This is a genomic window from Microcoleus anatoxicus (assembly GCF_042465725.1).
GTDB classification, from domain to species: domain Bacteria; phylum Cyanobacteriota; class Cyanobacteriia; order Cyanobacteriales; family Microcoleaceae; genus Microcoleus; species Microcoleus anatoxicus.
In genome coordinates this window covers 4,414,293-4,434,957 of record NZ_CP120853.1, presented here as the reverse complement: position 1 = coordinate 4,434,957, position 20,665 = coordinate 4,414,293, and the positions used below count along the sequence as shown (strand labels likewise).

The following is a 20,665-nucleotide window of genomic DNA, read 5'->3' as shown; positions in this document are numbered from 1 at the left end:
CACCTGAAGCCTACCCCACAATAAAATTTACTTCACCACCTTGGAACGCCGCACAACATACTGAGAAGATTTAGCTGGTACTTTCCCTTTTTTTGCCATAGCTTGGTAAAGCATGACCGCTACTTCTGCGCGAGTTGCTGTTGTATTTGGTCTCAAAAGTTGGCGCTTCGGATAGTTGACAATAAGGCCAGCTTCTGTAGCGGCTGCTACTTGGTCAACAGCCCATTTAGGTATTTTTTCTTTGTCGGTATAAAGCTGTAAAGTTTTGGTCGTTGTCTTTGATGGTTTCAGATTCAATCCGCTAGCCAGAGATGCGATTACTTCCACACGGGGAACTGGTTTGTCAGGACGAAACTCCTGGTTTGGGTATCCTTTTAAGTATCCTGTCTTGACGCTGTAGTCGATGAAAGGAGCAGCAGGATTGCCGGATTCGATATCTTTAAAATCAACAGATTTGCGACGCGGTTCTTGTTCGGACATTCGCTTAATTAATCGTGCTAGTTCCGCTCGCGTTATTGGTTCGTCGGGACGAAATTTGTTGTCGGTGACATCTGAAAAAATTTGCCGATCGACTAATGCTAAAATAAATGGACGGGCCCAATGCTTATCTGGAACATCGGACAATTTGACCGGACCGATTTTTCCTTTAGCTGGTTTAGGTTTGGTAATTATCGGAGCCGGAGTCGAGGGCACAATTGCCTGTTCGGGAACAACGCTAGCTGGAGGGACAATCACAGGAATTGGCACAATAACTTGCGGTAATGGTGCAACACCAGTTCCCGGAGAGGGGGAGGGAATGACTTGGACTGGGGGGGATGGCAGATCCGAACTAGACGTCGGGGGCGTTAAGATTGTGGGGCGATCGGACACAGCAGCAGGTTGAGAGAATACCGCTGGAAATTGCCAATTGGTAATACCGAATTGACTGGGTTTTTTCCCTATTACCCAAAATAAAATTCCACCCACAGTGCCGAAGGCGACTAGGATCGCAATTAATTCATCCAATCCGAGAGGTCTTTTTTCCCTTGATGGAGGTTGTGAAGAAGACATAATTATCACCTACATATCTATAGATATGCTAAGCTACGATCCCAATCTAAAATCTAAAATCTAAAGTCTATCTAAAATCTCAAATAAAACTATGGCTACCTGGCTTTGCGTAAAACAGTGCGGTGCTTGTTGTTACCTAGACCCCACAGAGCGCCCTGACTTAGACGAGTATTTATCAGAGGAAGAATTAGGACTATACTTGAGCCTCGTAGGTGATGACGGTTGGTGTGTCAACTTTGACAAACAAACGCGAGAGTGCGGAATTTATGCCGATCGCCCGCGCTTTTGTCGTGTAGACTCAGAGGTGTTTGAGGATATGTACGGTATTGAGCCTGCTGAGTTGAACGATTTTGCGATCGACTGCTGCTTAGAGCATATTGAAGACCTTTATGGCGATCGATCTTTAGAGATGATCCGCTTCCAGCAACAAGTCGGAAGTATCGCCCATCCTCAAAACTGATAGTGTAATCCCACCAATCAATAATCTATTTCGCCACCTTCAGGTAGATCTGTAACCAAAAGCATTCAATGGATAGCTGCGCCCTAGTCTGGTTACAATGAAAAAATCAAGGAAATATCGCCTAGTTGAGTTGAAAAATGAGCAATCGAGACGGTTTTACAGGCGGATTTATTGCAGGTGCCGCAGTTGGTGGCTTGGTGGGTGCTGTTTTGGGGGCGGTGCTATCGAGACGCGCTGCTGAGGCATTCCTGGCAGACCCCTCAGAGTCCAAGTCCATCAAGGGAAGCAAGGGCAAAAGCAGCCAAATGGAAGCCCAACGCATGGAAGTAGCAAGGCTGAGTTTAGAAGATAAAATTGCCCAACTCAATCAGGCCATCGATGATGTGCGACTGGAAATCCGTGACGTGAATGGCAACGTACAGCACACCAGCCAAAGTTCTTTAGCTGAAGATTCCTGAATCAATTTCAGGTTGCTTAGCATAACCAAAAGCAATTGGCTACCAGCCCCCGGATTGATCCGTGGGGTGAATTCTGCAATCCTCAATCTAGAATCCAACAGCGAAAATCGCTTCACTGCGCCAGTTATGCTAAACTAAAACTCAAAGCTTTTCTAAACTTTACTCAACATCAAGCAAAATTTATGAGTTATTCAATAGGGCTTTTGGCAACCACCCTGTCATCATTTCTGCAAATCTATTTCGTTCTCATGATTATTCGGGTGCTGTTAAGCTGGTTTCCCAACATCAATTGGTATGACCCTCCTTTTTCGATTTTGAGTCAATTAACAGACCCTTACCTTAATTTATTTCGCTCAATAATCCCCCCCCTAGGAGGTATTGACTTTTCTCCCCTCATTGCCTTTTTTGTCCTTCAGTTCGGCTCGGAATTCTTGATCGGTCTTTTAAGCAACTTGCAAACAGCACTCTAGCTAATTAAGTCCATCTCCAATAATAGAATAATTATAAACCCGACTTTTTTCAGAAGTCGGGTTTATATTTTTAGCGACGCACTACACCAGTAAAACCAGTAGCTTTAAACTGTTTGAGTTTCAAAGGAGTTGGTTGATTAGCCGCCACGGAGATTCTAAGCTGAAAATCGCTGACTCCGGGAGGAACTTCTTCGATGGAGCCCAAACGAGTCCGATTCTGCATCACCGGGTTATCATCGGCATCATAAATTCGACCGAAAATATCAGCATTAACAACAGGTTTACCGCTGGTATTTTCAGCTTTACCAGTAATTAAAAAACAGTTAGCTTCCATGGAACTGCCACTAGAGACGGTTCCTTCTGCCATTTCTGCCGGACATTCGCGATAGGAAAGATCCGATAGTTTAATTTGTGTCAGCGCCCAAGCTGGTGGAGTGAATGCTAAACTAAAAATTCCGATCAGGCAAGTAGCGAAAAACAGGCTGATAGCTCTAAATTTCATAGGTGGCAACGCCAGTATATTTTAAATCTCAGCTTAGCGCGAATTCCGTAGCAAATTGCTAGTTAATCTAAGCCCAAATGCTTTCGCAAGGCGAGGCGCATGACTTCTACGGGGACTGATTCTGTCTCCAGCCAAATTTTTAAGGCGGCGGCTCCTTGTTGAACTAACATGGGGAGTCCGTCAATGACTTGGGCTCCGCGAAGTTGGGCATCTTTGAGAAATTGAGTAGGGCTGGGGTTGTAAATTAAATCATAGGCGATCGCACCAGGGGAAATTTGGTCGATCGCAGCTAACGGAATCGGCGACTTTTCTCCCTGGGGATACATCCCCACCGGAGTCGTGTTGACTAGCAAATCGGCCTGAGAAATTAACCTTGACAAATTATCCCAAGTATGAACTTGCAAAGATTTGACAGGTATGGGAGAATCAACCCAACTCTGCTGAAATTCCGCCAAATTTTGCTGATGGCGGCCCACAACATGAATCTCGGCACAGCCCAATTGAGCACAGCCGGCCACCACCGCTCTCGCCGCGCCCCCATTTCCCAAAATTACGGCTACTTTCTGACTCCAATCGGACTCCCCCCTAGCCCCCCCTTGGTAAGGGGAGGGAGAGGATTCGGCAGTCATATTGCCACTTTCTAAGGCAGATTTCACCTCTGTAGCCCCCCCTTGGTAAGGCAGGGCTATTTCATTCTCTTGTAGGGGCGGTGCCCCCGTGCCCGCCCCAATCTCTGAAACACATACAAAATCGTGGAGGAAGAGGGTAGGCACGGGGGCACTACCCCTACAAAACCATGATTTGTCTGAGAATGAAACCGCCCCCCCTTGGTAAGGGGGGGTTGGGGGGGGTTGCAACGGGGCGAGAAAGCCTTCCACATCGGTATTTGTACCGCACCAACCTTTGTCAGTTCGGTATACGGTATTGACAGCACCGATCGCACGAGCAATGGGAGAAACCTCGGACAACAGGGGTAGGATTGCTTGTTTGTGGGGAATGGTGATGCTAAATCCCCGCAAGCCGATCGCCTCAAAGCCTAAAAGAGCAGCTTTTAGATCCTCTGGTTTTACCGGAAATGCTAGGTACACAAAATCGACTCCCAAATGGGAAATCGCAGCATTGTGCATCACCGGTGACAGAGAATGGGCGATCGGATGACCAATCACTCCCAACAATTTAGTAGTACCTTTAATCATTTTTTGAGTTGACGGTTGACTGTGAGCTGTTAGCTGTCAACCATCAACTCTCAAGCATCAACCGTCAACTGTCAACTGCTATGCAAATACTAGACTTGTCTAGACACTTGCTTCTTACTTCATCGGGAGCATGGGAGCGGCTATCCCTCAGTCAGCTTTCATATCAATTCCGGTTGTATGGGAATGATTTAACCGCGAAGGCGCAAAGAACGCGAAGGAAGAGAAGAGAGAGTTTAATACAGGAGGATGAAGAGAGGATTTTAGATCGCGGTTTAGCTAACCGCGATAAATTAATCGCTAGCTAGGTACTAGCTCTTTGGCGTCAGCCAAAATTGGGTTGACATCAAACCAATAATCCTCACCATAACGGTACTCAAATACCCACAGGCTGCGCAACAAAATTTGATATTTTGTTTCTCCGCTGACTGTTTTGGCTGAGGATACTTGCTTCAACAGTTCCCACTCATCAGGCTCGATCGCCAAAGTGAGTTGATGACGCCGCTGAACGATTACCTTTTCCAAGGTTTCCCTAGACAGCGGTGGATCTTCTCTCTGGAGACAACCATAAAGTAGTTGTAGCAAATTACGGACGTGTCCGCCACTAACTCGACAGAGGCGATCGAGGGTTTCGGGAGAATCAAAAATCTTACCAATCAAAGCATAGCGTTCGTTTTCCTGCACCATTGGGAAAGCGCGAGCCAACACCATCTGGCGCAACAATTCTACACCCTCTGTACATTCAGAACCATCGCGACTATGTACCGGGACCATTGGTAACACCTTGGGATCGACTCCAAATCGATTGGTCAACTGACCCAAATCATTAGAAAACATCAACACCAAAGGAATGGTATAAACTACGTGACAATTGAGTCTGGCCAACTGTTCGCCGCGATCGACAAACAGATATTCCGGCTGAAGTCGTCCTGTGGGCTTAGCGCACAAATGTATGCGATCGAGATTATCAATAATCACCACCAGGCCTCGTTTTCCCCGACCTTTGAGAGCTTGAGTAGCTGGTTCCAGCAACTCCTTATTCAGAGCATCCAAAATCACATTAGTTCGCGGCTCCAAATATTGCCTCAACTCCGATCGCAAATTCGGAGAATCCTTAGCTTTTGCCGTAATTTTACCAATACCAAAAGCCAAAGAAAATTCTCCCTCCGTGCTGGCACTTATTTCCCCCACACCCGGAAAATTTGCGTCAGCTTTCAGATCTATTTGAGTTTGAAAAACATCTGCCACCCCCTTCAGCAAAGCCTTAAACCCTGTGGGTTGCAGCTTAATTTTTAGTTTCTCAATACTTTCGCTCACCTGACGAGCCACACTCAATAAAATGTCAGTTATATCCACATCTGCCATATCCAAGTCCTTGCTAGACTCAAAGTAGACTACGTGAAATCCCTGATGTTCCAATTCCGATTGGAGCCGTAACAATTCTGTAGATTTACCGCAGCCAATGTGGCCAGTGAATAATTGGCAAGTCGGTTCGTCAGGGGAGAGACGGCTGATAGTCCGCTCCAATTGTTCTACGATTGTGCCACCCCTAACCGAAGAGAATTCGATGTAATATTTTTTGTCTTCTGAATTTGCTACTGCGAGGGTGTAGCTGGGATTGCAAACCTTATAAAATCTCTGTAAATCTAGTTCCATACCCTGTCCACTCAAATTTATATTATATCCTAATACCTTATTCATTTCGCTATCTTAATTATCAGCCCAAATTGCCAATTTATTATTCTCATTTTTTGAGATTGGCGATTTTCATATTTGTCCCAAAAATTAATCGGGCAAGGATAAAACAACTTTCGACCCTATAACAATCACTGACGCAGATTTGGCGATAATGTTCTCGAAGGGCATGGCTTATTTTAGTAAAGTTGTGAATCAAAAAAGCAGGTACTAAGTAAACCCACTAAAAAAAACAGAAGATCCAGAAACCAGACTGATTTAAAAAGTCTGGTCTCTCACAGAAAAGGCTGTTACGTTTAATAGACCTCTGCTAAAAAGCCTGTCAAGGGGAGGCTGGATTCCTACCCACAATCATTTTACGAGATGTCTAATAGACTTCTTCCAAATAGTCAAGAACAGGTATCCTGCCTGTGTCCCAGGAATTATGGGATAGCCTTAAATGCTGAAATCTAGACAGGGTAAGCGATATAGGAATTTTTAAATTAGGGGTTGCCACAGCCATAATCTGTGTGCTAGTATTAGTTACTGTCATCCAGGAGAGGTGGCTGAGTGGTCGAAAGCGGCAGATTGCTAATCTGTTAAGGGTGTTAACATCCTTCGAGGGTTCAAATCCCTCCCTCTCCGTTGATTCTTACTCTTGTCTGTTAAGAGTTTGAGGTTTGTTAACATAGCAAAAAAATCCGTTTAGCGCTCAATTCTGCCGCTAATGGTTTTATAGTATTCTAAAATTCCAGGCGATCGCTTTTGTCATTGTTTGCCACCTTGTGTTTCCAAATATAGTCGGCAATGGGTTTATCTGGAGACAAAGGAGAGAACGAAGTCTCTGTAGGCAAATTAAATAAGACCGATCGCGCTTTTACCGAACCAACTCCCAAACGCCTTTCTACACGGCTAGGAATCCCATAACCATAAACAAGATGTCCTGTCCCCGCCAACACTACAACTTGATAATCGGGATTGGCTTGGACAAATTCAGCTATTTTTTCAGCCATGGTTTCATCCCACAAAATTTGAGCTTGCAAAAATCTTTCAAAGGCCTTACTATTTCCCTGCTCTGCCTTTTGATGTTGCTGGTAAATCTCTAGTAACATTTTTCGATAGGCGACGTTATCAGTGCGGATTTCTGAGAGTGGTGGAATGTGCTTTTTTTCATCGGGAGTGAGGCTTTCTAAACCTTGGATGGCAACTTTTCTTGTCACTTCCGTTGGTGTATTTAACGCCAGAAGTGGCAGTTTATTTAAGGCGGCAAATCGCACAATCGGCGCGTAATATTCCCAGGGAAAACGCCATCTTTGATTGTATTCTGTTTGCTCAATCAATTCTGCTTCTGTGAGTTTACCTGCTAAATATTGGTCTAGTACGCTTTGGAATGGGCGCTGAAACATTTCTAGGGCGATCGCAATTTTCGGATTTTGTCGCTGCATTTCTCGGATAATCACCAGTTGAGCTTGATGGTCTTCGACGCGATCGTGGGTTTCTCCCAGATAGACGACTCTTGCCTTTACCAACTGTTGCATAATCTCAGAGTTGGTATAAATCTGCTCTGACTGAGGGCTGGCTGTCGGTTCCGCGGTGGCTGCACTGCTGCACAATAAAAAAATACTGAGCGATAGGGCGCACAGTTTGATGAGTTTGGTTGTTTTCATACAAATATTATCCCTTTTTTCTCGATCGCAGGCAGTGCCAGACTCTAGTATTTTAACTTCATGCCCACAAGCTCATTATTAATAATTATTTACCTTGTGCCCTCTTGCTGCTGCCTTTATTTGTAAAGTTTAGTTGCAGGTACTTGCCGTTTTCAAACAAGGTGCTAAATTAACAATATGAAGCAAATAAAAAGCTTCTCTGACAGATGCCACAGCGAAGTTCAAAATTGAATATTAAGGAGTAAAACGCTGTTTAATCTCAAATCTGTCTCATCAAAAGTCAATAGCAGCACCTACCAACAAAGCTGATAATTCCTCAAATAATTAGAGGGAGCAATGCCAAGGAATCTCGGAATTTATGGCAACTCCGTATCGAAGTTGAAAAAAAGAGGAAATCCCTCGGTACATATGGCTAGGTGCTGTTGTTGTTACAAAAAGAGATTATAGCATTTTGTACTCCCCTATCCTAATGTCAGTTTTTTTTTAACCCCAAGTGCGGGAATGCGATCGATAATCAGGACAGTCGATCGCGTCTTCCGACAAGGCTATGGTAGGGCGAACGGGACACTTGAGGTGATAGTCGCCCGTAAAAAATACACAATTAGCACAAGGGATTTGGTGCATACGTTGGGCTCGGCGCAGGGAGTCGGTGACAGCACGGCCAATACTTGAAAATAGCATAAACATTAAGCCCCAGGCAGAAACAAAACACAGGGGGACTAAAACAGGCTGTATTGTCTTAATCAAAAAGTAAAGCATAGAAATATTGCGATTGTGTTAGAAACAAAGCAGATATCAACGATCTGGATAGTCGAATTGGCGATCGCAGGACCAAAAAGTTTAAAATCATGTAAAGTTCGATCGAGAAACCAGACCCTTGTGAGATGATAGAGAACCATCCTTAAATACAATTAGAGGAAATCAGTTATGTCTCTACGATTAGGCGATACAGTTCCCAACTTTACCCAAGCATCTTCCGAAGGAGAAATCAATTTCTACGACTGGGCTGGGGATAGCTGGGTCGTGTTGTTTTCTCACCCCAAGGATTATACTCCAGTGTGCACTACAGAACTAGGTGCTGTCGCCCGTCTCAAGTCTGAATTTGACAAGCGCGGTGTCAAAACCATTGCGCTGAGTGTCGATGATGTAGATTCTCACATGGGCTGGATTAAAGATATTGAGGAAACTCAAAAAGTCACCCTCAATTATCCAATTTTAGCAGATGGCGATCGCAAAGTCTCAGACATTTACGATATGATCCATCCTAACTCGTTAAATAACTTAACAATCCGCACTGTTTTTGTAATTGACCCGCAAAAGAAATTGCGTTTGAGCATTACTTACCCGGCGAGTACGGGACGGAATTTCAATGAAATTCTGCGGGTAATTGATTCCTTGCAACTTACGGACAAATACAGCGTTGCTACTCCCGTAGATTGGAAAGACGGCGACGATTGCGTAATTGTACCTTCAATTACCGACCCCCAAGAGTTGGCCGAGAAATTTCCCAAAGGTTACACCCCAGTTAAGCCTTATTTACGGATGACTCCTCAGCCAAATAAATAGGTTAAATTTACCCACAGGTTTGTAGTAGGGACGACCGTCCTTACTACAAACATAAAAATTGCACTATTGTCTTAACAATTGAGATTTGAGGAAAGGCAAAATGCTGTCATCAACAATCGTATTGCGAATTAGGTAAACTCAGCATGGATATTAAAAACGGCTTTGTAGGCACAATAGGCAACACGCCACTAATTAGATTAAACAGCTTCAGCGATGAAACTGGCTGCGAAATTCTCGGCAAAGCAGAGTTTCTCAATCCCGGCGGTTCCGTTAAAGACCGGGCTGCTTTATACATCATTAAAGATGCAGAAGAAAAAGGTTTACTCAAACCGGGGGGAACTGTAGTAGAAGGGACTGCCGGCAATACGGGTATTGGCTTAGCCCACATTTGCAACGCCAGAGGTTACAAGTGTTTAATCGTGATTCCCGATACCCAATCCCAAGAAAAAATAGATGCTTTGAGAACCTTGGGTGCGGAAGTTCGGACTGTTCCGGCTCTCCCCTACAAAGACCCAAATAATTATGTTAAATTGTCGGGAAGATTAGCAGCGGAAATGGAAAATGCCGTGTGGGCGAATCAGTTTGACAATTTAGCAAATCGCCAAGCTCATTACGAGACAACTGGCCCGGAAATCTGGGAACAAACGGAGGGTAAAGTTGATGCTTGGGTGGCTGCAACTGGTACTGGTGGGACTTTTGCTGGGGTAGCGATGTTTTTGAAATCGAAAAATCCTGCGATTAAAACTGTCTTGGCAGATCCGATGGGCAGCGGGCTTTACAGTTATTTTAAAACCGGGGAAATTAAGACTGAAGGTAGTTCGATTACCGAGGGAATTGGCACCAGTCGGGTTACGGGAAATATGGAAAATGCTCCGGTAGATGATGCTATCCAAATTGATGATACTGAAGCCGTCCGGGTGGTTTACCAATTGTTGAGAAAAGAAGGGCTATTTATGGGGGGTTCTGTGGGGATTAATGTGGGGGCTGCTGTGGCTTTGGCGAAGCAAATGGGGCCAGGACATAGGATTGTGACGGTACTGTGCGATGGTGGGGCTCGCTATCAGTCGCGTTTGTTCGATCGACAATGGTTAACTTCCAAAGGTTTGTCACCAAATTAAAAGTAACCAAGGACTAAGGTATTCCTGGACCTAGGGCTGATGGGTATGTTTCCTGTTGTGTCTGGGAATTCCTAAATGTGTATTTTGTTGATATGAGAAGCGTTATATACGCGCACCTATTCCCATGATAAAAAAATAGCATATATTGAGATTATTGTCAAATAAAAACTATGAAAATTATCGAATCTTCTCGGCGAGTTTTGGTTTGTCAAAACCGCACTTGTCGCAAGCAAGGTGGAGCCAAGGTACTGGCGGCTTTTCAGAGTTTGTCACCCTCAGCAGTGGCGGTGGTTGCTAGTAGTTGTTTAGGACAATGTGGCAGTGGACCGATGGTGTTAGTGATGCCAGAAGAGGTTTGGTACTGCGCGGTTTGTCCTGAAGAAGTAGCCTCAGTGACAGAGCGACATTTGCGGGGAGGAGAGCCGGTGAAGGCGATGCTTTACCGCAAATTTCATGGCTCTGCTAATTAGTCGATCGCCCTTGTTTAAAATTCTTCAGCAAACAATCGGCGGAGAATTTCGGTAACTTCGGCGCAGATTCTAGCATCGAGTTCGATCGCCAGACTATCGGTACTCTTAGAACCATCTAAAGTTTTTACACCCCGCAAAGTCAAAGCTAAAGTTCTGAGTTTTGCTGGCTTTCCACCCGCCTTTGGCCGCTCGTCCACAAACCACATCAAAGCCAGGTAAACTGTTTCTATAGTTCCCCTAATCGAGCTGACTCCGTGGCCGAGTTTGGAGATAATTACTGGAGAAGTGATGACGCCATCCATCCCCAAAGTTTTAATTGCTTGATCTCCATATCGAGCCGTGTCATTTCCCATGGCTTTAATAATGCTTTTGAGGCTGTTCCACTGAGCACCTCGCAAGCGCGATCGCTGTTCCAGATTGTAGTGCCATCCTAACATTGAAACTAACTTAGTCAGATCGTAGGCGCATACAAAATTATCTTGTTTAGGGCTATTTTCAGCGGCTGTGAGTACCACTTTTTGTTTGATTTTATCAAAGATTTGGGGATTTTCAATAAACGGATCGTCGCCGTAGTCGCTGCGAAAAATGAGGTCATTATTGCCAGTAGTTTTCTTCAGCCACTGTTCGAGTCCTACACGAGTATCAAAGCGTTTGAACATCGCCGCTAAGGAGTTAGAAGTTGCGATATTTTCCGTATAGCTAATCATGTCTGTGGCTAAATCCTCAAAGGGAATATCCTTTTGTTGCCCATCTGCATCTCTGATGGTGCAGTTACTAATGTCGCAGTCGGGATATTTGATATTTACTTGACAGACGGTATTGATTAGGGGAATAATTTTCGTAGCACTCCAAAACTGAGCTTTGGTAAGTGCATTTTTTCCCAGCCACTTCGCCTGGATTTTACCATCCACAAAAGTGCCAATACAAACGCAGGCTTGTTTGATGTCTTCGTGGATAAAGTTTAAAGCTTGAGTGTCAATTTGAGGCATGACTCCCAGACTCGGAAAGGGGCTAAATTTGAGCTGGTTATTGGCTGGGGGAATGTAGCTAATGAACTTTACACCGTCTGGTTTTTGCTTGAGGTAATCGGGATAGTTTTTAATTTCTTTGCGGTAAGCAGACTTTTGAATACCCCAGTCTAAAAAGGCTTGTTTGTCTGAGTTAGCTTGGATATCTATTTCGATTTGGAGGAATTTTTTGAAAATGAGCGATCGATCTTTGGCAATTTCGATGGGAGTTGGATTCATAATAGTAGTTGGGTAGTCCGTCGGGAATCTGAAACCTTAAGCTTTTTTACCACGTACTTGAATACGTTTATCAGTTTTTTGTTTCTTAGCCCAAGAGATAAATCTCTGGAGTTGAGGGTCGTTTTTGAGCTTTTCCAGGGAGTTGAGCTCTTCGGCTAGGTGTTTGTTGTCAAATAGGGAGTGAATCTGGCGGTGACAAGCAGAACAAATGTCGATTGTCTGGCTGGGATCTGCGTTTTTTCGCTTGGTGTTTTGTTTGGGTATCAGGTGATGGGCGGTTAATGCTTCCATTTCGCGATCGCACAATTCGCACTTCATAGTTTTCTCTATGTTGTTTAATAGTATAAACTACATCAAACCGATGACTAATCACTCACAACTAAGCTTTTTTTTCAAATACCATTAAATGCTGCTGAGGTAACATTTCCTTAGTTTGTTTCCAAACTAAACCCACCGCTGCCATTTCTTTTTTTACTTGTTTTTGCGTCATTTTGTGCAAACCTTTAATCGGCAGTAAGGGGTTTTCGCCTCGATACTCGATGGATACTGTGCGTCCTCCCGGTTTCAGTGCCTTGACAATGCCTTGCATCATCTCTCTCGGATATTCAAATTCGTGATAAGCATCCACCATGACAACTAAATCTACACTGTTTTCTGGTAAATTCGGGTCAGTGATACTACCCAAAACTGGCTCAACATTAGAGATATTTTTCTCAATCTTATTCAATTCTACAAATTTTAGCATTTGCGGCTGCACATCCACGGCAAAAACTTTTCCTTGTGGAACCAAGGGCGCAATCCGAAAGCTGAAATATCCGGTTCCCGCGCCAATATCTGCCACAATATCTGTTGGTTTTAAATCGAGATTATTCACTAATCTGCCTGATTTTTCTTCCATGCCGCGAGAAGGTCTTTCCAGCCACCCAGCCCCTTCATATCCCATGACTTTAGCGATTTCTCGACCCATATAAAATTTACCTATTCCATCGGGATTGTGGATGGTGCGCTGCTGATAAATCTCGTTGTCTTTGGCAATTTCCCCTGCGATTGCTACACCAACATTGAGTTGTAATAGACAAAATATTGCCAAGAAAATTGCTGATATTGAATTAATAAATTTTTTGGTGTTTTTCACAATAATCCTGAGCTTATGTTTGTAGGTTCTTGGGAACGCCGATGCTTTGGGAGCATCCCGATTTTGTAAGTGCTCTCGCATTGCGGCAGACAATTTATTAGCGATAACCAGAGATTTACAGCCGCAATGCTTCGCCCCTACGAATATATTTGCAAAACAGAGATGTTCCCGATGCTTTGGCTCTGCCTCGCCAATAGCGAGCAATAATTCCAGATTTAATTAACAGCAGGCTCTAACAATCTAATTGTACCATAACGTGCATCAATTTCAACTTCTTGACCGATGGGCAAAGTAAACTTATCTCGAATATGACCGATCGCAGAACCGTACCAGGCAGGAATTTTCAAGGGGCGGATATGATCCGACAAAACTTGAGTTAAGGTTAGAGATTCCTTCGGTGTTTCGGGGTCACACTTGGTACATTGTCCGAAAATAAAACCGGATATTTGATCCAGAATGCCAGCTAACTTGAGTTGAGTCAACATTCGATCGATGCGATAAACTTCTTCGCCAACTTCTTCAACAAACAAAATATTGTTTTGCCAATCTGGCAGATACCCGGAGCCAATCATAGTTGAGATGACTGAGAGATTCCCACCGATCAGCTTTCCCCTAGCTTTTCCTTCTCTAATAGTTTCAATATCCATTTTTTGAGGATTTTGGCAAGTGACAGCACCAGCGTCAAACAAAACTTGTTTGAGATAATCTACTGTAAAAGAACTCCAGCTAGATACACCCAAAGGTCCGTGAAATGTGACCAGATTAGTTTTAGTATGAATAGCTAATAAGAGCGCTGTCACATCGCTGAAACCGATAATTATTTTCGGATTGTTACGAATTATGTTATAATCGAGAAGTGGCAAGATGCGACCGCATCCCCAGCCGCCCATACCAGTGAAAATAGCTTGGACTGAGGAGTCGGCAAAGGCGTTATTGACATCGGCGGCGCGATCGGCATCTTTACCAGCTAAGTAGCCGTAGCGGTCGTAAAAATGTTCTCCCAATTTAATTTTTAAACCCAAGAGTTCGGCCGCTTTTAAAAAAGGTTTAACTTCCTTTTCGTAGGCGAAAGCGGCGGGATTGATTAAAGCTACAGTATCACCTAATTGCAGGCGACGTGGTAAGATAGGAGTTGGGGATTTGGGTAAGATATTGGATTGGGCGATCGGCAATAATTGAGTGCCAATAGCAGTAAGTCCAAAAGTTCGGAGCAGATAGCGACGGGGTATAACCATAGTGAGAAAATGAGCGGTGGTATGATTGTATAATAAAATATATGTTGTGTTTAGTTTAATTTGGAAATTATCCCATGAAAACCGAAAGTAAAACATCAGCTAAAAAATCTTGGTCAAAAGCTTTAGCTCTTCCCGCTACCGAGTTTCCCCTGACTAAACTATCAGTTAAAAGTGGCAAAATCCCTGCCGGATTTCGCGGGAGTCTCTACCGCAACGGGCCTGCTCGTTTGGAACGCGGAGGTGTTTCTGTGGGACATTGGTTTGATGGCGACGGTGCTATTTTGGCCGTACATTTTACTGATGCTGGTGCTAGTGCTGTCTATCGTTACGTGCAAACAGCGGGATATCAAGCTGAGGAAAAGGCTGATAAATTTCTCTACTCTAATTACGGTATGACAGCACCGGGTCCTGTTTGGTTAAGGTGGACTAAAACTGTTAAAAATGCTGCCAATACTTCGGTTTTAGCTTTGCCCGATCGCCTTTTAGCATTGTGGGAAGGTGGCCCGCCTCACCGCCTCGATTTGGAAACTCTGGAAACCTTGGGAATGGACGATTTAGGCAGTTTAGATAGTAACTTTGTGTATTCCGCTCACTGCAAGCGCGACCCGATTACTGGGAATATTTTCAACTTTGGAATTGCCAATGGTGCGACTACAAAGTTAAATCTGTATAAAAGCGATTTTACTGGCAAAGTCGTACAAAAATCAACTGTTACCTTAGATGGAATTTATGCGCTCCACGATTATGTTTTTGCGGGAAAGTATTTGATATTTTTTGTACCGCCGGTGCAAGTCAATTTTTTGCCATTGTTAGCGGGAATTAGCAGTTATAGCGAGTCCTTTAAGTGGAAACCGGAATTAGGAACGCAGATATTAGTTTTTGACTCGGAAACTCTATCTTTAGTTAGTCGCGGCGAAACCGATCCTTGGTTTCAATGGCATTTTGCTAACGGTTTTGTCAAGGAAGATGGTGAGGTGGCGGTTGATTTTGTCCGCTTTGCTGATTTTACAACTAATCAGCGACTGAAAGAAGTAGCGACTGGTGAAACTCACACCGATGCAGAGGGTACTCTTTGCCGAGTGCATCTCAATCCTCTAACGGCGAAAGTGACAGGAATAGAAGAATTGTTGGATAAACCTTGCGAGTTTCCCATCGTACCGGCGGCCGAAGTAGGACAAGACTCCCGCTATATTTATGTGGCAATGTATCGACCTCAAGTAGATATTGTAGCGGAACGTTATGGTGCGATCGCCCGTTTCGATACCCATAACCGCAATCTCACAATTGCCGACTGTGGCGAAAATCGCTATCCCGCAGAACCCATCTACGTTCCAGATATTTCGTCCGAGAAAGGTTGGATAGTAACAGTTGTTTACGACGGCAATTCTGATAAAAGCGAAGTCTGGATCTTTGACAGCGACGGGCTCGATCGCGCTCCTATTTGTCAGCTAGAATTGCCTAGTGTCATACCTTTAGGGTTTCATGGTACTTGGAAAAATGCTGTATGAGCAGATTGTAAAGAAGTATTGCGGAACATTTATTAAAAATTGTTGCCGCTTTAGCTTCTAGTTGTTAAGGTGTGTGTAGAGAGGTAATTCTCGTATATAGGAGGCGTGAAATTTATGCTCTATATTGCTCAAAAATCCTCTGTTTTTTCCCGGCGAATAGAATTACCGGCTACACAGGAAAACACCGCCAATCCAGGCGAATATCCGATAAATTCCCGGTTAATTCCCGGCGAATTCCCGATGAATTCCCGATGAATTCCCGATGAATTCCCGGCGAATTCCCGATGAATTCCCGATGAATTCCCGATGAATTCCCGATGAATTACCGGCGAATTCCCGATGAATTCCCGATGAATATCCCATGAATTACCGGCGAATTCCCGATGAATTCCCGGCGAATATCCGATGAATTCCCAGCGAATTCCCGATGAATTCCCGGCGAATATCCGATGAATTCCCGGCGAATATCCGATGAATTCCCGGCGAATTCCCGATGAATTCCCGGCGAATATCCGATGAATTCCCGGCGAATTCCCGATGAATTCCCGGCGAATATCCGATGAATTCCCGGCGAATAAAATTCGCGGCTACACACACAAAGTCCGCCTGCGCGGACTCAAGATAGAGGCAAATTCAGCCAAAGTTGGTATAATTGTTCACCGGGTTTTCCCACCTCAAGTTTGTCTGCTTGAATGAGGTTTACTTATCAGATTCCTGACCAATTTCTGGCACATCAAAGTTTAGTTCAACTCACGGGTACGTTGTCGATTCAAAAGTTTTGAGTTAACTCCACAAAATTCACAACTCACAACTTATAACTCCGTACTCGGTGAGCACTTCAAATCCAGAGGGTTAAATCTATGCAGCTTCAAGGAAAAACAGCTCTTGTGACAGGGGCTTCTCGCGGAATTGGGCGATCCATCGCCCTGGAATTAGCCAGACAAGGCATCAAACGTTTGTTGATTGTGGCGCGCAATCGCCAGCAATTAGTTGAATTAGCGACTGAAATCGAAGTTTTTGGTGTAGAAGCAGTGCCATTAGCTTTAGATTTAACTCAGTCGGTAGCAGTGAATATTGCGATCGCCCAAGCGTGGCGAGATTGCGGCCCAATTCACCTCCTAGTCAACTGTGCAGGTGTCGCGCACCAAGCATCATTCTTACGTTCCCCAGTCCCATTGATCGAGGAAGAAATCGCCTTAAATTTACTGGGAACTTACACAGTTACGCGCTTAATAGCCCGGAGAATGGCGGCCCAAAGAGACGGAACAATTGTCAATGTTTCGAGCTTAATGGGCAAAATTGCGGCTCCCACAATGGCAACTTATTCTGCTACAAAATTTGCCATTTTGGGCTTCACCCAAGCTTTACGCAGCGAGTTGACAGCGTACAATGTTCGAGTCACAGCTTTGCTACCCTCGCTAACAGATACCGACATGGTGCGAGACTTGGAGCAATTTCGGTGGGTGGTGCCGACAACTCCCGAAAAAGTTGCCCTAGCCCTGGTGGCGGGATTGCACAAAGATGCGCCGGAAATCTTGGTAGGATATCAAAGTCATTTAGCGGTTTGGTGTCACCGAATTGCGCCTTGGCTGCTGGATTTTGTGTTGCGGATGGCGACTCCACAACTTTCGGATAAAGCGCGGGGCGATCGCAAATTGCGAGAGGTTTTAGCTAGCGGGCGATAATCTTTAGACAATACCTAGAACCCCGACTTATTTAAGAAGTCGGGGTTCTAAAATAAGAGTGTTAGCCTAATTTGGTATCAGATCGTGTCCGGTCGATCGACAATGATATAAAGGCCGGGGCGGGTTTAGTATATTATTAGTTTTAGGCAATTATTGTTGGTAAAACCCGCCCCTACAGGAATTTTAACTGGTTCCCAGGAAGAGCCTGGGAACGAGTAAAACGGACTTAAACTTAGATTGGCTAAAAGTCAACATCACTTATCCCTAATTACCAATTTCCGAATCCCCCCAATATTTAGTGACCCTTAACCGGATGTTGACCGTAAAAAGGCAAAGCATCCGACCAATCTGGACGAAGACCCATTTGCCACTCCAAATAAGCCAATTCTAATACACTAGAAACAGACGCACCCAACCCGCTAGTCGCTTCAATCAACTGATAAGAATTACCCCAACCATCCAACTTTTCCTGCCAAGATTCAGGAGTCATCACGGTATCAGGAAACAACTCATTCAAACCCGAATCTTGATTAACTGAATAAACAGCCCCAAATAATTGACCGCGCTGTGCAGGCATTTGCACCGCAACATCATCTCTCAAAAGCCCCCCCTTAATAAGGGGGGGTTGGGGGGGTTCCAATTCCAAAAGCCCCCCCTTATTAAGGGGGGGTTCCAATTCCAAAAGCCCCCCCTTAATAAGGGGGGGTTGGGGGGGTTGTGCCCAAGCAAAAGCCGCCAAAGTTGAGATAGCAAAAATCGGAATATCCAACTGTTGAGCCAAAGTCCGCGCCGTCACCATACCAATACGAGTGCCCGTGAAACCTCCGGGCCCCTTCGCCACTGCAATAAAAGCCAAATCTGCCCAAGTTTGTGGCTGGATAAACTCGACTAAATGCTGGTGCAAATGAGTTGCTAAATCGCGATCCAAATTCCAAGTTGCACAGCGAGACTCACCTGCAAAATTGCTGATGGCTAAACCAAGTTCACGACTAGCTGTGTGCAGGGCTAAGCCGTATTTTTTAACTGATGTTGGGTCTTTGGGATGGCTATTCATTGGGAATGGGGAATGGGGAATGGGGAATGGGGAATTGGGCATTGGGAATTGGGAATTGGGAATTGGGAATTGGGCATTGGGCATTGGTTATTGCCAGATCCAATCGAGTAACAAATAACTAATAGCCAATAACTAATAGCCAATAACTAATAGCCAATAACTACTGACCAATAACCACTGACAAATAGCAACCAACAACCAATAACCAACTAATGACTAATGACTAATGACTACTGACTGCTAACCACTGACTACTGACTGCTAACTACTGACTACTGACTACTGACTACTGACTACTGACTAATGACTACTGACTAATGACTACTGACTTAAGTTGGTACGAGTTCGCCCGGCCGCAATTTGGCCCATTTTCCGATTTCTTGCTTGAAACTTTCACAGCCGACTACATCCCATTCCATTTCTACTTCATCTTGGCGGGGTCGGATGTTGACGTTGATTGTGGGTTCTACGGGGTCGAAATCGGGGGTTTCGGTGAGGTGAGGCTGTTCGTGCTGTCCTTCTACGGCGTGGTAGGTGAAGCAGCGGTCTACATAATGGCAGTTAACACAAATACACATCTTTGATATCCTCTGTGCATTTCAAAAAAATTGGTGAATTTCGAGCTTTCTGTTAATCTAGCGTAACCAGAGTTTTATGGTTGTAAGTTTATTTATTTTTGTTGCGATGTCGAATAGTTTGCCACCTACATTATCTCCTGATTCTTGGCCGTTTGATTTGGAACTGCTGACGCCACCTGCTTATTTGGTGGGGGGTGCGGTGCGGGATGCGTTACTGGGGAGGCGATCGCCTTATTTTGATTTAGATTTTGTTATGCTAACACGGGCAGTGAAGACTGCTCGAAAAATTGCCGATCGCACCAAAGCTGGGTTTGTTTTGTTGGATGCGGAACGCCAAATTGCACGGGTGGTGTTTGCGGGCGGTACGGTGGATTTGGCGCAAGCTGAAGGGGGGAGTCTGGAGGGGGATTTGTGGCGCCGGGATTTTCGGATTAATGCGATCGCCTGCAATCCTTTTACCGGAGAAATCATCGATCCTGTGGATGGTCAAACTGATTTGCGGCTGGGTTTGGTGCGGATGATTTCCCGCGCCAATTTGGAAGATGATCCGCTGAGGTTATTAAGAGCTTACCGTCAAGCGGCGCAGTTGGGTTTTGCGATCGAAGCGGAAACTCAATCGGCGATTCGCGAATTAGCACCGTTTTTGAGTCGGGTAGCGGTGGAACGGGTGCGGACAGAATTGGGTTATTTGTTAAGCAATTCTAACGGTGTACCTTGGATTTGTCGGGGTTGGGAAGATGGTTTGTTTTCGATTTGGTTTGAAAGTGCGATCGACCGTTTTGATACTTTAACCAAAATTGACCAATCTGCTGACCAATTAGCGGCAATTTACCCGGAATTAGCAAAGGAATTCGGGCGCCAGATTCGAGATACGATTAAAACGCCGTTGTTGGCTGTGGCTAAGTTGGCTATTTTGGCAGATTCTGACCCGACAATGGCTGAAACTGAGTTGCTACGGTTAAAGTATAGCAATGCTGAGATTAAAAGTGCGATCGAGCTTGTGAAATATTTGCCCAAATTGCAAGCACAACCTATCTCTGAGATGTCTTTGCGAGAACAGTATTTCTTATTTCGAGATTTGGGAATAGTATTTCCAGTTTTAGCAGTGTTGGCTGTAGCTGTGGGAGTTTCCATGGATGAGATTTCACTGTTAATTAATCGCTATCTTGATGCGGATGATATTGTTGCACATCCGACACAATTAGTTAGCGGTAATGACTTAATGGAATATTTGAATGTGCCCAGAAGTCCGCAAATTGGTCAATTATTAATGGAAATTCAATTGGCGCGGGTAGAGGGGAGAATTTCTACTCGCGAAGCAGCGCTAAAATTGGCAGCAGAGTTGATTGAGGTTCATTAATTTTACAACTATAGCAATCCTAAATGAGTAGCAAATATTTTTACCCCACCCCAACCCTCCCCTTAGTAAGGGGAGGGAGTAAGAAAGGGTGCATCTGTGTTTGGCAAATATATTCGTAGGGGCGAAGCATGACCGCTGTAAATCTCTGGTTATCACTAATAAATTGTCTGCGGTCATGCTTCGCCTATGCAAAATCGGGATGCTCCCGTAAGAAATTCACAAATGATTGAATATT

General features: G+C 44.5%; 23 protein-coding genes and 1 tRNA gene. 11 read left to right on the top strand and 13 right to left on the bottom strand.

Translation table 11 applies throughout. The features are described from left to right. Positions 1-27: 27 nt before the first annotated feature. Entirely contained in the window at positions 28-1,050 is a 1,023-nt protein-coding gene (locus P2A85_RS19290; RefSeq protein WP_377474794.1) for an S-layer homology domain-containing protein, read from the bottom strand. A 91-nt stretch (positions 1,051-1,141) separates the two neighbouring features. Between P2A85_RS19290 and P2A85_RS19285 the strand changes: the two genes are divergently transcribed. The 3 genes from P2A85_RS19285 (at position 1,142) to P2A85_RS19275 (ending at position 2,438) form a co-directional block, all read left to right on the top strand. Next, positions 1,142-1,510, top strand: coding sequence for a YkgJ family cysteine cluster protein (locus P2A85_RS19285; RefSeq protein WP_377474792.1), 369 nt, complete (start codon positions 1,142-1,144; stop codon positions 1,508-1,510). A gap of 137 nt (positions 1,511-1,647) precedes the next feature. Next, positions 1,648-1,968, top strand: a complete 321-nt coding sequence (locus P2A85_RS19280) for a hypothetical protein (protein ID WP_377474790.1) — start codon at positions 1,648-1,650, stop codon at positions 1,966-1,968. Between the two features lie 182 nt (positions 1,969-2,150). Continuing rightward, a complete protein-coding gene (locus tag P2A85_RS19275; protein ID WP_340524505.1) occupies positions 2,151-2,438 on the top strand; it encodes a YggT family protein in 288 nt (95 codons plus the stop codon). Between the two features lie 70 nt (positions 2,439-2,508). On the opposite strand, the gene P2A85_RS19270 is transcribed toward P2A85_RS19275, so the two are convergent. From P2A85_RS19270 to P2A85_RS19260, 3 genes are all read right to left on the bottom strand, one after another. Next, positions 2,509-2,940 (bottom strand): hypothetical protein, encoded by a 432-nt coding sequence (locus P2A85_RS19270; RefSeq protein WP_341735807.1) that lies wholly within the window; start codon positions 2,938-2,940, stop codon positions 2,509-2,511. A gap of 62 nt (positions 2,941-3,002) precedes the next feature. After that, a complete protein-coding gene (locus P2A85_RS19265) occupies positions 3,003-4,136 on the bottom strand; it encodes a shikimate dehydrogenase (protein ID WP_377474787.1) in 1,134 nt (377 codons plus the stop codon). 297 nt (positions 4,137-4,433) lie between these two features. Then, on the bottom strand, positions 4,434-5,789 hold the full coding sequence (locus tag P2A85_RS19260) for a P-loop NTPase fold protein (RefSeq protein WP_377481587.1): 1,356 nt from the start codon (positions 5,787-5,789) through the stop codon (positions 4,434-4,436). A 574-nt stretch (positions 5,790-6,363) separates the two neighbouring features. Here P2A85_RS19260 and P2A85_RS19255 point away from each other — a divergent pair. After that, positions 6,364-6,452: transfer RNA gene (locus P2A85_RS19255), tRNA-Ser, on the top strand. A gap of 98 nt (positions 6,453-6,550) precedes the next feature. Here P2A85_RS19255 and P2A85_RS19250 read toward each other — a convergent pair. Together P2A85_RS19250 and P2A85_RS19245 are read right to left on the bottom strand one after the other, a co-directional pair. Then, positions 6,551-7,474, bottom strand: coding sequence for a ChaN family lipoprotein (locus tag P2A85_RS19250; RefSeq protein ID WP_377474785.1), 924 nt, complete (start codon positions 7,472-7,474; stop codon positions 6,551-6,553). A 483-nt stretch (positions 7,475-7,957) separates the two neighbouring features. Further along, positions 7,958-8,233: a hypothetical protein gene (locus P2A85_RS19245; RefSeq protein ID WP_377474782.1), complete on the bottom strand. Its 276-nt coding sequence runs from the start codon at positions 8,231-8,233 to the stop codon at positions 7,958-7,960. Between the two features lie 168 nt (positions 8,234-8,401). On the opposite strand from P2A85_RS19245, the gene P2A85_RS19240 reads away from it, so the two are divergent. From P2A85_RS19240 to P2A85_RS19230, 3 genes are all read left to right on the top strand, one after another. After that, positions 8,402-9,040 (top strand): peroxiredoxin, encoded by a 639-nt coding sequence (locus tag P2A85_RS19240; RefSeq protein WP_340524493.1) that lies wholly within the window; start codon positions 8,402-8,404, stop codon positions 9,038-9,040. A 143-nt stretch (positions 9,041-9,183) separates the two neighbouring features. Beyond that, positions 9,184-10,158 (top strand): cysteine synthase A, encoded by a 975-nt coding sequence (locus P2A85_RS19235; RefSeq protein WP_371117285.1) that lies wholly within the window; start codon positions 9,184-9,186, stop codon positions 10,156-10,158. Positions 10,159-10,328: 170 nt separating this feature from the next. Further along, the gene (locus P2A85_RS19230) at positions 10,329-10,628 is read left to right on the top strand and encodes a ferredoxin (protein ID WP_377474780.1); all 300 of its coding nucleotides are present in this window, start codon (positions 10,329-10,331) and stop codon (positions 10,626-10,628) included. Between the two features lie 14 nt (positions 10,629-10,642). Here P2A85_RS19230 and P2A85_RS19225 read toward each other — a convergent pair whose 3' ends face one another. The 4 genes from P2A85_RS19225 to P2A85_RS19210 all read right to left on the bottom strand — a co-directional run bounded on the left by P2A85_RS19225 (position 10,643) and on the right by P2A85_RS19210 (position 14,245). After that, positions 10,643-11,875, bottom strand: a complete 1,233-nt coding sequence (locus P2A85_RS19225) for a hypothetical protein (RefSeq protein ID WP_377474778.1) — start codon at positions 11,873-11,875, stop codon at positions 10,643-10,645. 36 nt (positions 11,876-11,911) lie between these two features. Further along, positions 11,912-12,193 carry an HNH endonuclease gene (locus P2A85_RS19220; protein WP_371125321.1) on the bottom strand — a complete coding sequence of 94 codons (282 nt, stop codon included), beginning with the start codon at positions 12,191-12,193 and terminating at the stop codon, positions 11,912-11,914. A 61-nt stretch (positions 12,194-12,254) separates the two neighbouring features. Then, positions 12,255-13,013, bottom strand: a complete 759-nt coding sequence (locus P2A85_RS19215; RefSeq protein ID WP_377481584.1) for a class I SAM-dependent methyltransferase — start codon at positions 13,011-13,013, stop codon at positions 12,255-12,257. Between the two features lie 212 nt (positions 13,014-13,225). After that, positions 13,226-14,245 carry an LD-carboxypeptidase gene (locus P2A85_RS19210; RefSeq protein ID WP_377474775.1) on the bottom strand — a complete coding sequence of 340 codons (1,020 nt, stop codon included), beginning with the start codon at positions 14,243-14,245 and terminating at the stop codon, positions 13,226-13,228. A 74-nt stretch (positions 14,246-14,319) separates the two neighbouring features. Here P2A85_RS19210 and P2A85_RS19205 point away from each other — a divergent pair, with 74 nt between their 5' ends. After that, positions 14,320-15,753: a carotenoid oxygenase family protein gene (locus tag P2A85_RS19205; protein WP_371118736.1), complete on the top strand. Its 1,434-nt coding sequence runs from the start codon at positions 14,320-14,322 to the stop codon at positions 15,751-15,753. Between the two features lie 322 nt (positions 15,754-16,075). On the opposite strand, the gene P2A85_RS19200 is transcribed toward P2A85_RS19205, so the two are convergent. After that, complete coding sequence (locus tag P2A85_RS19200) at positions 16,076-16,348, bottom strand: hypothetical protein (protein WP_377474773.1); 273 nt, start codon at positions 16,346-16,348, stop codon at positions 16,076-16,078. 265 nt (positions 16,349-16,613) lie between these two features. Between P2A85_RS19200 and P2A85_RS19195 the strand changes: the two genes are divergently transcribed. After that, complete coding sequence (locus P2A85_RS19195; protein WP_371117292.1) at positions 16,614-17,438, top strand: SDR family NAD(P)-dependent oxidoreductase; 825 nt, start codon at positions 16,614-16,616, stop codon at positions 17,436-17,438. A 295-nt stretch (positions 17,439-17,733) separates the two neighbouring features. Here P2A85_RS19195 and tsaB read toward each other — a convergent pair whose 3' ends face one another. Continuing rightward, complete coding sequence (gene tsaB, locus P2A85_RS19190; RefSeq protein ID WP_377474771.1) at positions 17,734-18,492, bottom strand: tRNA (adenosine(37)-N6)-threonylcarbamoyltransferase complex dimerization subunit type 1 TsaB; 759 nt, start codon at positions 18,490-18,492, stop codon at positions 17,734-17,736. Here tsaB and P2A85_RS19185 point away from each other — a divergent pair. Then, positions 18,481-18,603 (top strand): hypothetical protein, encoded by a 123-nt coding sequence (locus P2A85_RS19185; protein WP_377474769.1) that lies wholly within the window; start codon positions 18,481-18,483, stop codon positions 18,601-18,603. The genes tsaB and P2A85_RS19185 overlap by 12 nt on opposite strands. 218 nt (positions 18,604-18,821) lie before the next feature. Here P2A85_RS19185 and P2A85_RS19180 read toward each other — a convergent pair whose 3' ends face one another. After that, positions 18,822-19,070 (bottom strand): Ycf34 family protein, encoded by a 249-nt coding sequence (locus tag P2A85_RS19180; RefSeq protein ID WP_371117298.1) that lies wholly within the window; start codon positions 19,068-19,070, stop codon positions 18,822-18,824. A 106-nt stretch (positions 19,071-19,176) separates the two neighbouring features. Here P2A85_RS19180 and P2A85_RS19175 point away from each other — a divergent pair, with 106 nt between their 5' ends. After that, positions 19,177-20,430 carry a CCA tRNA nucleotidyltransferase gene (locus tag P2A85_RS19175; RefSeq protein ID WP_377481581.1) on the top strand — a complete coding sequence of 418 codons (1,254 nt, stop codon included), beginning with the start codon at positions 19,177-19,179 and terminating at the stop codon, positions 20,428-20,430. The last annotated feature ends 235 nt before the right edge of the window (positions 20,431-20,665 follow it).